Consider the following 13,207-nt stretch of genomic DNA (forward strand, 5'->3'; position numbering starts at 1 on the left):
AATTACGTTATGCGTAATCGAATTACGATAAAAATAACCCCGGCGTGCCAAGACCTCTGACCCAGAGCGTCCGGCCATGCCGACTCCCTGTTCAGGAGGCTCCATGAACCTCGATTCAGCCCTGGCTTACCAGTCCGGTTTCGGCAACGAATTCAGCTCCGAAGCGTTGCCGGGCGCACTGCCCGTCGGCCAGAACTCTCCGCAGAAAGCCCCTTACGGTCTCTACACCGAACTGTTCTCCGGCACCGCCTTCACCATGACCCGCAGCGAAGCGCGGCGCACGTGGATGTACCGGATCCAGCCGTCGGCCAATCACCCGGCATTCGTCAAACTGGAGCGGCAACTGGCGGGCGGCCCGTTGGGCGAAGTCACCCCCAATCGCCTGCGCTGGAACCCGCTTGAAATCCCGGCCGAACCGACCGATTTCATCGACGGTCTGGTGAGCATGGCGGCCAACTCCGCTGCCGAAAAACCGGCCGGCATCAGCATCTACCACTACTGCGCCAACCGTTCGATGGAGCGGGTGTTCTTCAATGCCGACGGCGAGTTGTTGCTGGTGCCGCAACTGGGGCGTCTGCGCATCGCCACCGAACTCGGCGTGCTGGACGTGGCGCCGCTGGAAATTGCCGTGTTGCCTCGGGGCCTTAAATTCCGCGTCGAACTGCTCGATGCGCAGGCACGCGGTTACATTGCCGAAAACCATGGTGCGCCGCTGCGTCTGCCGGACCTGGGACCGATCGGCAGCAACGGTCTGGCCAATCCACGGGATTTCCTGACCCCGGTCGCCGCCTACGAAAACCTGCAACAACCCACGACGCTGGTGCAGAAGTTCCTCGGCCAGCTGTGGGGCACCGAACTCAATCATTCGCCGCTGGACGTGGTCGCCTGGCACGGCAACAACGTGCCGTACAAATATGACCTGCGCCGTTTCAACACCATCGGCACTGTCAGTTTCGATCACCCGGACCCGTCCATCTTCACCGTGCTGACCTCGCCGACCAGCGTCCACGGTCTGGCCAACCTCGACTTCGTGATCTTCCCGCCGCGCTGGATGGTGGCCGAGAACACCTTCCGTCCGCCGTGGTTCCACCGCAACCTGATGAACGAGTTCATGGGCCTGATCCAGGGCGAATACGACGCCAAGGCCGAAGGTTTCGTGCCCGGCGGTGCGTCCCTGCACAGTTGCATGAGCGCCCACGGCCCGGATGGCGAGACCTGCACCAAAGCCATCAACGCGGACCTGAAACCGGCGAAGATCGACAACACCATGGCCTTCATGTTCGAGACCAGTCAGGTGCTGCGCCCAAGCCGCTTCGCCCTCGATTGCCCGCAACTGCAATCCACTTACGACGCCTGCTGGGCCACGCTGCCCGCCACGTTCGACCCGACCCGGAGATAATCCATGACTCAGAATTCCATCACCCGCAGTTGGGTCGCCTCGGCCAACGGTCACGCCGATTTCCCGTTGCAGAACCTGCCACTGGGCGTGTTCAGTATCGACGGTTCGGCGCCGCGTGCTGGCGTGGCGATTGGCGAACATATCTTTGATCTGCAAGTGGCGCTTGAAGCCGGTCTGTTCGACGGTACCGCACGCCGTGCGGTCGAAGCCATGCACGGCGGTCAGTTGAACGCCTTCTTTGAACTCGGTCGCGACGCCCGCGTCGCTCTGCGTGAACGTCTGCTGGAACTGTTCAGCGAGGGCAGCACCCATCGCGGCAACATCGAAGCCCAGGGCGCAAAACTGCTGCGGTTGGCTGCCGATTGCCAGATGCATCTGCCAGCGCGCATCAACGATTACACCGACTTCTACGTCGGCATCGAGCATGCGCAGAACGTCGGCAAACTGTTCCGCCCGGACAACCCGTTGCTGCCGAACTACAAACATGTGCCGATCGGTTATCACGGTCGCGCATCCACCGTTCGCGCCTCCGGTGCCGACGTGCGCCGTCCGAAAGGTCAGACTCTGCCGGCCGGTGCGAGCGAGCCGACCTTCGGCCCGTGCGCGCGGCTGGACTATGAGCTGGAACTGGGAATCTGGATCGGCCAGGGCAACGAAATGGGCGAGCCGATTGCCATTGGCGATGCCGCCGAACACATTGCCGGTTTCTGCCTGCTCAACGACTGGTCGGCCCGTGACATCCAGGCCTGGGAATATCAGCCGCTCGGTCCGTTCCTGTCCAAGAGCTTCATCACCAGTGTCTCGCCATGGGTGGTAACCGCCGAGGCGCTGGCGCCATTCCGCACCGCTCAACCGGCCCGTCCGCAAGGCGATCCGCAGCCGCTGCCGTATCTGCTCGACAAGCGCGATCAGGATGGCGGTGCTTTCGACATCGAGCTGGAGGTGCTGCTGCTCACCGAGAAGATGCGCGAGCAGAACCTGCCGGCTCATCGCCTGACCCTGAGCAATACCCGCTACATGTACTGGACCGTCGCGCAAATGGTCGCGCACCACAGCGTCAACGGTTGCCAGTTGCAGGCCGGTGACCTGTTCGGTTCGGGCACTTTGTCCGGACCTGAAAACGGTCAGTTCGGCAGCCTGCTGGAAATCACCGAGGGCGGCAAAAAGCCGATCGAACTGGCCTCCGGTGAGGTACGCAAATTCCTTGAAGACGGCGATGAAATCATTCTGCGTGCTCGCTGTGCCCGCGAAGGTTTCGCCTCGATCGGCTTCGGCGAATGCCGTGGTACCGTGCTGGCGGCACGCTGACAGGAGCGGCTCATGGATCTCTATACCTATTACCGTTCCACCTCGTCGTACCGGGTGCGGATCGCGCTGGCGCTCAAGGGCCTCGACTATCAGGCGTTGCCGGTCAATCTGATCGCACCACCGGGTGGCGAGCATCGGCAACCGGCGTATCTGGCGATCAACCCCCAGGGCCGAGTGCCTGCCTTGCGCACCGACGATGGCAAGCTGCTGATTCAGTCGCCGGCAATCATCGAATACCTGGAGGAATTTCATCCACAGGTGCCGTTGTTGCCCGAAGACCTTGTTGCCCGCGCACAGGTGCGCGGCGTGGCGGCGGTGATCGGTTGCGATGTGCATCCGCTGCACAACGTCAGTGTGCTCAATCGCCTGCGCGGTCTGGGCCACGACGAGTCGCAGGTGAACGAGTGGATCGCTCACTGGATCGGTCAGGGTCTGGCGACGGTGGAGCAGTTGATCGGCGACAGCGGCTTCTGTTTCGGCGAGTGGCCGTGCGTGGCTGACGTGTATCTGATTCCGCAGTTGTACGCGGCCGAGCGTTTCAACGTTTCGCTTGAGGCGTATCCACGGATTCGTCGGGTGGCGGCGCTGGCCGCCGAACATCCGGCGTTCATCGCGGCGCATCCCGCGAACCAGCCGGATACGCCGAAGTAGTATTGGATGGCTCCCGTGCAACGCACGGGAGCCATTGCAGTTACCCGACAAAAATCATAAAAACAAAACAGGTACCTTGCGATGCACAACCAGATTGCCAGCTTCCGGGCGGCACTCGACGCCCGTCCTGTGTCCCGTTTTCAGTGGTTGCTCCTGATCCTTCTCGCCTTGCTGCTGGTCACCGACGGCTATGACGCCCAGGTACTCGGTTACGTGGTGCCGGCGCTGGCGCAGGACTGGGGGCTGGAGAAATCGGCGTTCGGCCCGGTGTTCAGCGCCAACCTGCTCGGTCTGACACTCGGTTCGCTGGCCGTGACGCCGCTGGCCGATCGTTTCGGCGTGCGGCGGATCTTGCTCGCGTGCGTGCTGATCTACGCCAGCCTCACCGTGCTGATGGTGTTTGCCGACTCCCTGAATACGTTGATGGTCGCGCGCTTCATCTGCGGCATCGGCATGGGCGGCGCGATGCCCAGCGCCATGGCGTTGATGTCGGAGTATTCACCGCCACGCCTGCGTACGCTGATGGTGACGCTGGCGGCGTGCGGCTTTTCCTTCGGCGGGGCGGCGGGTGGTTTTGTCGCGGCCGGTTTCATTGATCGTTTCGGCTGGCAGGCCGTATTCCTCGCCGGCGGTGTCACGCCGTTGCTGTTGTTTCCGTTTCTCTGGTGGATGCTGCCGGAATCCCTGCCGCGCCTGCTGCGCGATGCGCCGCCCTATGCGCGCCTGCGCAAGGTCACCGCGAAAATGTTGCCGGACTGGCAACCGCCCGCCGCGTCGGTCGAGCAGAACGAGCGGGAGCAGGGTAGCAAACTGACCGTGGTGGAGTTGTTCCGCAACGGTTATGCGCGCCCGACGTTACTGATCTGGTCGACTTTTTTCGTCAGCCTGATCCTGCTGTATTTCATGATCAGCTGGCTGCCGTCCCTGCTGCTGGAAAGTGGCCTGAAACTCAACGAAGCGAATCTGGTGACGTCGATGTTCCTGTTCGCCGGTACGTTGGGGGCGATCTGCATGGCGTGGTTCGCCGACCGATTGAAAAGCAAGGTGCGTCTGTTGTCCGCTGTGCTGGCGGGCGCGGCGCTCTGTGCGATTCTGCTGGGCCTCAATCACGACAATCCGCGCTATCTGGTGGCCTGTGTATTTGCGGCAGGCTTCTGCATCATCGGCGGGCAACTGACGCTGAACGCATTCGCCAGCAATTTCTACCCGGCCCACGTGCGCGCCACCGGCACTGGCTGGGCGCTGGGAGTGGGTCGTTTCGGGTCGATTCTCGGGCCGCTGTTGGGCAGCCTGCTGCTGGCAATGCACATCCCGGTGCAGCAGATTTTCTTCTTCTGCGCGATCCCGGCAGTGATGGCGGCGTTGTTGATCATTCAGGTGCGTTCGCCTTCGCAGCTTGCGCAAAATCCTGTGGGAGCGAGCCTGCTCGCGAAGAACGATAACGCGGTTTGATAGAGAAACCGTGTCGGCTGATTCGCGAGCAGGCTCGCTCCCACAAAGGCGTCAATGGACGACCGAGTTCGGCGGAAGATGCCCCAGCCGCTCCGTCAGGCGAAGCCGCTGAATCGGGTCCTCGCTGAGCAGCAATGCGTGTTCGAGGTCGAAACGTTCGGCATTCGGACAATCGAGACGCTGATACAGACTGGCCCGGGCCAGATAGTCGGCGGCGCTGGCGTTGCCCAGTTCGAGCACGCGTTCGGCATCGATCAGTGCCGCGATGCAGTCATCGTGGGTCAGGTGCAACTGGCGCAGATTGCGCGACAGGCGCTGCAGCATTTGCAGCGGTGTGGCAGTCAGCAGGTGATCGGCGTTGAGCTGCATCTGCTGGCCGTACTGACGATGCAGCAGTTCGCGGCAGTCGTTGGTATACAGACGTCTTCCGCCGCAAGGGTCGAGCAGGTGATCGGCGCCAGGAACCTTCAACAGGAAATGCCCGGGGAAATTCACGCCAACCAGTGGAATCTCCAGACCCCGCGCCAGCTCCAGTGCAATCAGCGCCAGCGCCAGGGGTTGTCCGCGACGGGTCTGCAGCACCTTGTTCAGCAGCGCCGCCTGCGGGCGCACCGGCGCAAAATCGTCTTGCGCGAAACCCAGCTCGACCATGCGCCGCAGCAACGGTTGCGCCAGTTCGCTGACCGGTAACAACGGCAAACCAAAGCTCACCCGCTGTTGCAGGTCGATGAAGTCCTGCAGCAGCGCATCGGGGTCGACGTGTTTATCGTGTTCGGCAGCCATCCACAGCGCGGCCTCCAGCAGCGCGGGCGGTGAACGGTGCAGACAGTCGAAAAAACGTTGGCGTGCACTCATCGGAATCTCCGGAGAATGCCTCGTTTTAGCTCCGTCTCCATCATTCGTCCAGTGCTGGAGTGCTCTGCTGTCGGGTTATGCCGCCACGCACTGAGCGTGAAGGTGCTTATTCCCGTGCGCTTCAGCAATTTTTGCGCGCAAGCCTATACTGGCGACTACCAGAAGTGATTCGGGAGCCTGCCGATGTTCGCTCTCATGCAAAGCACTCGCCTGGAATCGCTGCACCTTAGCGTTGATCCGGTTAGCGGATTGAAGGCGGTCATTGCCATCCATAACAGTCGCCTCGGGCCAGCCCTGGGCGGATGCCGTTATCTTGCTTACCCGAACGACGAAGCAGCGGTTGCGGACGCCATACGCCTGGCTCAGGGCATGAGCTACAAGGCTGCGCTGGCCGGCCTGGCCCAGGGGGGGGGCGTCGCCGTGATCGTGCGGCCGGCCCACGTGGAAAACCGTGGCGCGCTGTTCGAAGCCTTCGGTCGTTGCATCGACCAACTCGATGGCCGCTACATCACCGCCATCGACAGCGGCACTTCGGTGGCGGACATGGACTGCATCGCCCAGCAGACCCGACACGTCACCAGCACCACCTCCGCTGGCGACCCGGCGCCCCATGCCGCGATGGGCGTGTTCACCGGAATCCGCGCCACGGCCATGGCGCGGCTTGGCAGCGACAATCTCGAAGGCTTGCGCGTGGCGATTCAAGGGCTGGGCAATGTCGGATACGCACTGGCCGAACAACTGCACGCCGCCGGCGCCGAACTGCTGGTCAGCGACATCGACCACGGCAAGGTGCAACTGGCGATGGAACAGCTCAATGCCCACCCGATTGCCAACGACGCTTTGCTCAGCACGCCGTGCGATATCCTTGCGCCGTGTGGACTGGGCGGCGTGCTCAACAGCCACACCGTCCCTCAGTTGCGCTGCTCGGCGGTGGCGGGGTCGGCCAACAATCAGCTGACGCATCTGGACGTCGCCGATCAACTGGAACGGCGCGGCATTCTGTATGCGCCGGATTACGTGATCAATGCCGGCGGACTGATCTATGTGTCCCTCAAACATCGGGGCGAGGAACTGACCACCATCACCGCGCACCTGTCGAAAATCAGTTCAAGGCTGACCGAAGTGTTTGCCCACGCCCAGGCGGAAAAGCGTTCGCCGGCGCGGGTGGCGGACGAACTGGCGGAGAAGGTGTTGTACCGTTGAAGTTTTTGCGGACATGAAAAAGCCCCTGAGTCCTTCAACTCAGGGGCCATTCAATTCAGCTGTCGATTACTTCGCAGCTTTCGCCGCCTTGGCGGGTTTGGCGGGCGCTTCTGCCGGGTCAGACGCTTCTGCTGTCTCGGTTGCCGCAACCGGTGCCGCCGGTGCGTTGATCAGTTCCGACAGGGCATCAGGCTGGCTCTTGAACGCCCGGGCGAACACATCGCGGTTCTTCGCCATGAAGATCCCGACTTCTTCCACTTGCTGCTCGCTCAACGAGGGAACGGCTTTTTCCAGCACTTCGGCCAGCAACTCGGCCAGTTCGAGCATTTTGTCATGACGGTCAGCTTCGGCTTTATCCATGAACAAGCGCTCCAGATCTCGGCTGCTGCGGTATACCACTTCGACGGCCATTCACCACCTCACATGCCTTCACATTGGTTTGTCTTTGCGACTACTGTATTTATATACAGCGAAAAGGATAAGCGAATCCCTGCGCCTTGGGTAGTGGCTTTTTAATTTAGACCGGATTGGGATTTTGTCAGCCCGTTGGCTGCGCGCGGGTGCGACCAAACGCCACGGCGCGGGTTTCGCGGCGTCTCGCCATGATGGCGTGGCCTCTTTTCTGCATGCCACTGCATGCGTGCGCAATAACCGTCACGTCCAGCGTGCAACATCCGCTCGAACCGGGCTAAGGAACCTTCATCGTGAAAATCAACTGGGCCGAGAAACTGCGGCAAAACGTGCATCAACTGGCCGAGTCCCTGGGCAACCTGTTCGTCGAGACCTTCCACTATCTGGCACTGTTCGCCATCGGTGCGGTGACCGCATGGGCGGCAGTGGTGGAGTTTCTCGGTATGCTCGAGCAAGGGCACATCAAGATCGATGACATCCTGTTGCTGTTCATCTATCTGGAACTGGGGGCGATGGTCGGGATTTATTTCAAGACCAACCACATGCCGGTGCGCTTCCTGATCTACGTCGCAATCACCGCACTGACGCGCCTGCTGATCTCCAACGTCTCGCACCACAATCCGCCGGACATGGGCATCATCTACCTGTGCGGCGGAATTCTGCTGCTGGCGTTTTCGATTCTGGTGGTGCGTTACGCCTCGTCGCAATTCCCTTCGGTGAAGATCGAGAAGCCGCAACGCAAGCTTGGGGCGGGCTCCGGTGAACATCCCGAGATCGAGAAGGGCGAACTTTAAAGACCGATCGATGGCCGTTGCTGGCCGTTGACCTGGCGCGGTGGCGGATTGAGTCCGTCGCCGCGGGTCATGGCTTCGAGGATCGCCATGGCGCTGTGGCCCTGTTCGATGGCAATGCCGAACTGGATGCTTTGCACCAGTCGCTTCAGGCGTTCGGGGTCGTTGCGCTGATCGGCGCTGATCATCCGTTTGGCGACGATCCGACCGCCGCTGGAAAGGGTCAGCATGATGCTGCCGTCGAGCCCCTGAATGCTCAGATTGATCTGATAGTCCGGCGCGAAGGCATCGGTAATGATCTGAAAAGGATTGTCCATGATGCGTCACCGCCTGATTGAACGTGCAGTTGTTGACCGGCCGTGATCGGGTTGGTTCGCCAAACCTGACCATTGACCCTTCCGTGGTCCTGTCTCCTTCAGCGATAAAGCAAGGGACATGCCGGGAGTATTGGCGAACAATGAAACCGGTAAAAAAGAAGGCGAGCCCATGGCTCGCCTTCTTCGTTTGCGGCACGTTTCAGGGCAGAACCGAGTAAATGATCGCCGACAGTGCAATCAGGCCGATCAGCACCACGAACACGTTGGACGCATGGCCCGAATACTGGCGCAAGGCTGGCACGCGGCGGACGGCGTACATCGGCATCAGGAACAGCAGGCAGGCAATCACCGGTCCGCCGAGGGTTTCGATCATGCCGAGGATGCTCGGGTTGAAGGTCGCCACAGCCCAGCAGCTGAGGATCATGAACAGCGCGGTGGCGCGATTCAGCCAGCTCGCCGACACCACCCGGCCGCGGCCGCGCAGGCTTTTGACGATCATGCCCTGGAAGCCTTCGCTGGCGCCGATGTAGTGGCCGAGGAAGGATTTGGTGATCGCCACCAGCGCGATCAGTGGCGCGGCATAGGCGATGACCGGGGTCTGGAAGTGGTTGGCCAGGTACGACAGGATCGAAATGTTCTGCGCCTTGGCCGCCGCCAGATCCGCCGGCGACAGAGCCAGAATGCAGCTGAAACAGAAGAACATCACGGTCACCACCATCATGCCGTGGGCCATGGCGAGAATACCGCTGCTTTTGCGCTCGGCCTGCTCGCCGTAACGCTGTTTCTGCTCGACGGCGAAGGCGGAGATGATCGGCGAATGGTTGAACGAGAACACCATGACCGGGATCGCCAGCCACAGGGTTTTAATGAACACCGACATTTGCATCGGTTCCTGGGCACTGGCGAAAAAAGCACCGTTCCAGTTCGGAATCAGGCTGATGCCGAGCAGCAGCAGGGCCGCGACGAACGGATAGACCAGCACGCTCATGGCTTTGACGATGACGCTCTGACCGCAACGCACAATCGCCATCAGACCGAGGATCAACGCCAGCGACAGCACCGCGCGCGGCGGCGGGGCGATGTGCAACTGGTGTTCCAGGAAGCTGCTCAGGGTGTTGGTCAGCGCCACGCTGTACACCAGCAGGATCGGGAAGATCGCAAAGAAATACAGCAGCGTGATCAGCTTGCCGGCGCCGATGCCGAAGTGTTCTTCCACCACTTCGGTGATGTCACCGGAACGACCCGACAACACGAAACGGGTCAGGCCCCGGTGCGCGAAGAAGGTCATCGGAAACGCCAGCAACGCCAGGATCAGCAACGGCCAGAAGCCGCCGACACCGGCGTTGATCGGCAGGAACAGCGTGCCGGCACCGATGGCGGTGCCGTACAGGCCGAGCATCCAGGTGGTGTCGAATTTGCTCCAGCCCTTGTGGGCGGTTTCTTTGCTGCGTGTGCGGCCTACAGCGGGATTTTCGGCAGCAGGTGTGCGTACATCGGTCATCGTTTTTGCCTCGTTATTATTCTTGCTCGGGCTCACGTGTTACAGGCGGTCAGGGAGTGTTCCTCAGCACTCCACCCAGCTCACGGCCAGGCCGCCCCGTGAAGTCTCTTTGTATTTGTCATGCATGTCGGCGCCGGTATCGCGCATGGTGCGGATCACCCGGTCGAGGGAAATGAAGTGTTTGCCGTCGCCGCGCAGGGCCATTTGCGTCGCGTTGATCGCCTTTACCGCAGCGATGGCGTTGCGCTCGATACACGGCACTTGCACCAGCCCGCCGACCGGGTCACAGGTCAGGCCGAGGTTGTGTTCCAGACCGATTTCTGCGGCGTTTTCCAATTGTTCCGGGGTGGCACCGAGCACTTCGGCCAGGCCGGCGGCTGCCATTGCGCATGCCGAGCCGACTTCGCCCTGGCAGCCGACTTCGGCACCGGAGATCGAGGCGTTTTTCTTGCACAGGATGCCGACGGCGGCCGCACCCAGAAAGAAAGCGACCACGTCATCGTCCGACGCATCCGGATTGAATTTCATGTAGTAGTGCAGGACCGCCGGAATGATCCCGGCGGCGCCATTGGTCGGTGCAGTCACCATGCGCCCGCCGGCGGCGTTTTCTTCGTTGACGGCGAGGGCATACAGGTTGACCCATTCCATGGCGGACAGGGTTGAACTGATGACATTCGGCTTGCCGATTTCCAGCAGGCTGCGGTGCAATTTCGCTGCGCGACGCGGAACATTCAGACCGCCCGGCAGGACACCTTCGTGACGCAGGCCGTGTTCGACGCACTCGCGCATCACCGACCAGATGTGCAGCAGGCCCTGACGGATCTCGGCGTCGCTGCGCCAGGCCCGTTCGTTGGCCATCATCAGTTCGGACACCCGCAGATTGTGCTGCTTGCAAAGCGCCAGCAGTTCCACAGCACTGGAAAAGTCATAAGGCAGTTCAACGTCACCGGCTACAGCCGCCCCGGACTCGACTTGCGCCGCCTCGATGATGAAACCGCCACCGACCGAGTAGTACGTCTGTGTGAACAGCTCGGCGGATTCGCCAAAGGCTGTCAGCGACATGGCGTTGGGGTGGTAGGGCAGACTCTCGTCCAGAAGCAGGAGATCGTGCTGCCAGTTGAAGGCAATGTCTCTCTGACCGGCCAGACAGAGTTGGCCGGTTTCCCGCAGTCGCTGGATGCGTGGGTCGATGGTCGACGGATCGATGCTGTCCGGCCATTCGCCCATCAGGCCCATGACCGTGGCGCGGTCGGTGGCATGGCCAACACCGGTGGCCGAAAGCGAGCCATACAAACGGATTTCCACACGGCGCACGTCGTTCAGCAAATGCTGGTCGATCAGGGTCTGGGCGAAGGTGGCGGCGGCACGCATCGGGCCGACGGTGTGGGAACTGGACGGACCGATGCCGACTTTGAAGAGATCGAAAACACTGATAGCCATGCTAAAGCCTTACAAGCAATGGAGTAGGAATCGCCGCCATTTTTTGTAGGACAAGCGCAATGTCGGCGATACTGCCTACCTCGCTTCGGCGTGACTAACGAAACTTCCTAAGTAAGTCTTTAGCAGGACTAAACTATGAGCCGTCAATTGCATGCCCAGACTTACGTCTGGCTGCAGGTGTTTTCCTGTGCCGCGCGGCACCTGTCGTTCACCCGCTGTGCCGAAGAACTGCACATCACCCCGGGGGCGGTCAGCCAGCAAATCCGACAACTGGAAGAGCGTCTGGGCTTTCGGCTGTTTCACCGTCGCGCCCGAGGTGTGGAGTTGAGCGCGGAAGGGCAGCGGTTGGCGATCACGGTCAACGAGGCTTACGGCAGCATCGACGCGGAATTGCGTCGCCTCGATGCGGGAATGATCAGCGGGATCCTGCGGGTGCGTTCGATTCCGTCGTTCCTCAGCAAATGGCTGACCCCACGCCTGCCGCGCCTGCAACAGCGCTATCCGGACATTCAGCTGCGGCTGGTGGCCGAGGACAGCAGCGTGCCGTTGCATGAAGGGGATTTCGACCTGGCCATCGATTTGAACGACGGCAGTTATCCGGGCCTGTTATCCACAGCCTTGCTCGACGAGCAGATTTTTCCGGTGTGCGCGCCGAGCCTGTTGCGTGGCCGACCGCCGCTGCACGGACCGGCGGATCTGGTGCATTTCCCGTTGCTGCACGACATCACGGCGTGGCGCGGCAGTTATGAATATGCGGAGTGGGAGTTTTATCTGAATGCTGTCGGCTTCGAAGGCGCCGATGTGCGGCGGGGGCACACGTTCAATCGCAACCACCTGACCATCGAAGCGGCGATTGCCGGTATGGGCGTGGCGATTGCCCGGCGCACGCTGCTCAATGACGAGCTGGAGCGGGGTACCCTGATCGTGCCGTTCGGGATTTCGGTGCCCAATCACAAACGTTATGTGTTGCTCTACGCGCCAGGGGCCCTGAGCCATCCGGGCGTGCGTGCGGTGCATGACTGGCTGGTGGAGGAAGCGGAAATCTTTCGCGGCCTGCACCCGTTGAGTGATGGCTAATTGTGAGCGGATTTTTCAAGGCTGCGGGGCGACCCGACTCCCGACCTTACCAGCGCTTTGCCCGGTTGTCCGGCTTTTTTTGCGTATGAATATTTATCTTTTTCCAGGGGTTGAAATGTTCGTCACACGGGCCGATTGTTGTCATCAAGAGGTCACGAAATCCTGTTCAGGGGCCTCTTGTGAGCTAGCTGAAATAAGGGATGAACTATGCAAATCCAAGTCAACAGCGACAACCATATTCAAAGCAGCAAACGACTGGAGGAGTGGGTACGTACAACCATTGAGAGCATGCTCGACCGTTATGAGGAAGACCTGACCCGTGTCGAAGTCCATTTGAGCGACGAGAACGGTGACAAGCCCGGTCCCCATGACCTGCGCTGCCAGCTGGAAGCGCGGCCGAAAGGCCAACCACCGATTTCCGTGACCCACAAGGCCGACTCGCTGGAGCAGGCGCTCGAAGGTGCTGCGGAAAAACTCGAACATGCGCTGGAGCACAAGTTCGGCAAGCTGCGCGGCAAGCCACGTGCGAATGTAGTGCCGCTTCAGGGCAAGGCCAATGACCGGCTGCTGGAGGAAGAGTTTCTGGAGAACGAACAGGCAGCGATCAACAGTTGATCCGCTGATTTTCCAAGCCACCCAATGAGAACGGGCCTGCCATTGCAGGCCCGTTTTGTTTTCAGCGCAGATCAGAACGCCACAGAAGTCGCTCATCGAGCGAATGCCGGCAATCAGACTCTTTTGCGCATGAGAATATTTATCATTAAAATCGCTGTCCTGTTGCCTCGATCTGTTGATCGGGCGT

General features: G+C 60.9%; 12 protein-coding genes and 1 pseudogene. 8 read left to right on the plus strand and 5 right to left on the minus strand.

Annotated elements, in window-relative coordinates:
- Positions 1 to 103: 103 nt before the first annotated feature.
- The 4 genes from hmgA (at position 104) to NWV16_RS05475 (ending at position 4,810) form a co-directional block, all read left to right on the plus strand.
- Entirely contained in the window at positions 104 to 1,399 is a 1,296-nt protein-coding gene (gene hmgA / locus NWV16_RS05460) for a homogentisate 1,2-dioxygenase (protein WP_260522262.1), read from the plus strand.
- Between the two features lie 3 nt (positions 1,400 to 1,402).
- Positions 1,403 to 2,707 (plus strand): fumarylacetoacetase, encoded by a 1,305-nt coding sequence (gene fahA, locus NWV16_RS05465; RefSeq protein ID WP_260522263.1) that lies wholly within the window; start codon positions 1,403 to 1,405, stop codon positions 2,705 to 2,707.
- A 12-nt stretch (positions 2,708 to 2,719) separates the two neighbouring features.
- Positions 2,720 to 3,358, plus strand: a complete 639-nt coding sequence (gene maiA, locus NWV16_RS05470; RefSeq protein WP_260522264.1) for a maleylacetoacetate isomerase — start codon at positions 2,720 to 2,722, stop codon at positions 3,356 to 3,358.
- Positions 3,359 to 3,439: 81 nt separating this feature from the next.
- Positions 3,440 to 4,810 (plus strand): MFS transporter, encoded by a 1,371-nt coding sequence (locus tag NWV16_RS05475; RefSeq protein ID WP_260522265.1) that lies wholly within the window; start codon positions 3,440 to 3,442, stop codon positions 4,808 to 4,810.
- Positions 4,811 to 4,861: 51 nt separating this feature from the next.
- Here the strand turns inward: NWV16_RS05475 and NWV16_RS05480 are convergent, their stop codons facing one another.
- Positions 4,862 to 5,665, minus strand: coding sequence for a transglutaminase family protein (locus tag NWV16_RS05480; RefSeq protein WP_260522266.1), 804 nt, complete (start codon positions 5,663 to 5,665; stop codon positions 4,862 to 4,864).
- Between the two features lie 183 nt (positions 5,666 to 5,848).
- Here NWV16_RS05480 and NWV16_RS05485 point away from each other — a divergent pair, with 183 nt between their 5' ends.
- Positions 5,849 to 6,868: a Glu/Leu/Phe/Val dehydrogenase family protein gene (locus NWV16_RS05485; protein ID WP_260522267.1), complete on the plus strand. Its 1,020-nt coding sequence runs from the start codon at positions 5,849 to 5,851 to the stop codon at positions 6,866 to 6,868.
- Positions 6,869 to 7,021: 153 nt separating this feature from the next.
- Here the strand turns inward: NWV16_RS05485 and NWV16_RS05490 are convergent.
- Positions 7,022 to 7,279: pseudogene (locus NWV16_RS05490) on the minus strand (YebG family protein); the annotation flags it as partial.
- Between the two features lie 293 nt (positions 7,280 to 7,572).
- Here NWV16_RS05490 and NWV16_RS05495 point away from each other — a divergent pair.
- Complete coding sequence (locus NWV16_RS05495) at positions 7,573 to 8,073, plus strand: phosphate-starvation-inducible protein PsiE (RefSeq protein WP_065261465.1); 501 nt, start codon at positions 7,573 to 7,575, stop codon at positions 8,071 to 8,073.
- On the opposite strand, the gene NWV16_RS05500 is transcribed toward NWV16_RS05495, so the two are convergent.
- The 3 genes from NWV16_RS05500 to NWV16_RS05510 form a co-directional block, all read right to left on the minus strand.
- The gene (locus NWV16_RS05500) at positions 8,070 to 8,387 is read right to left on the minus strand and encodes a DUF3509 domain-containing protein (RefSeq protein WP_260522268.1); all 318 of its coding nucleotides are present in this window, start codon (positions 8,385 to 8,387) and stop codon (positions 8,070 to 8,072) included. The two genes, NWV16_RS05495 and NWV16_RS05500, sit on opposite strands and share 4 nt — an antisense overlap.
- A 199-nt stretch (positions 8,388 to 8,586) precedes the next feature.
- Positions 8,587 to 9,888, minus strand: a complete 1,302-nt coding sequence (locus NWV16_RS05505; RefSeq protein ID WP_260522269.1) for an HAAAP family serine/threonine permease — start codon at positions 9,886 to 9,888, stop codon at positions 8,587 to 8,589.
- A gap of 63 nt (positions 9,889 to 9,951) precedes the next feature.
- Positions 9,952 to 11,328, minus strand: coding sequence for an L-serine ammonia-lyase (locus tag NWV16_RS05510; RefSeq protein WP_260522270.1), 1,377 nt, complete (start codon positions 11,326 to 11,328; stop codon positions 9,952 to 9,954).
- Positions 11,329 to 11,463: 135 nt separating this feature from the next.
- Here NWV16_RS05510 and NWV16_RS05515 point away from each other — a divergent pair, with 135 nt between their 5' ends.
- Both NWV16_RS05515 and NWV16_RS05520 read left to right on the plus strand, forming a co-directional pair.
- Positions 11,464 to 12,405 (plus strand): LysR substrate-binding domain-containing protein, encoded by a 942-nt coding sequence (locus NWV16_RS05515; RefSeq protein WP_260522271.1) that lies wholly within the window; start codon positions 11,464 to 11,466, stop codon positions 12,403 to 12,405.
- A 207-nt stretch (positions 12,406 to 12,612) separates the two neighbouring features.
- A complete protein-coding gene (locus NWV16_RS05520) occupies positions 12,613 to 13,020 on the plus strand; it encodes an HPF/RaiA family ribosome-associated protein (protein WP_260522272.1) in 408 nt (135 codons plus the stop codon).
- The last annotated feature ends 187 nt before the right edge of the window (positions 13,021 to 13,207 follow it).

Origin of the sequence: Pseudomonas sp. BW7P1 (genome assembly GCF_024981055.1) — a bacterium.
GTDB lineage: Bacteria > Pseudomonadota > Gammaproteobacteria > Pseudomonadales > Pseudomonadaceae > Aquipseudomonas > Aquipseudomonas bananamidigenes.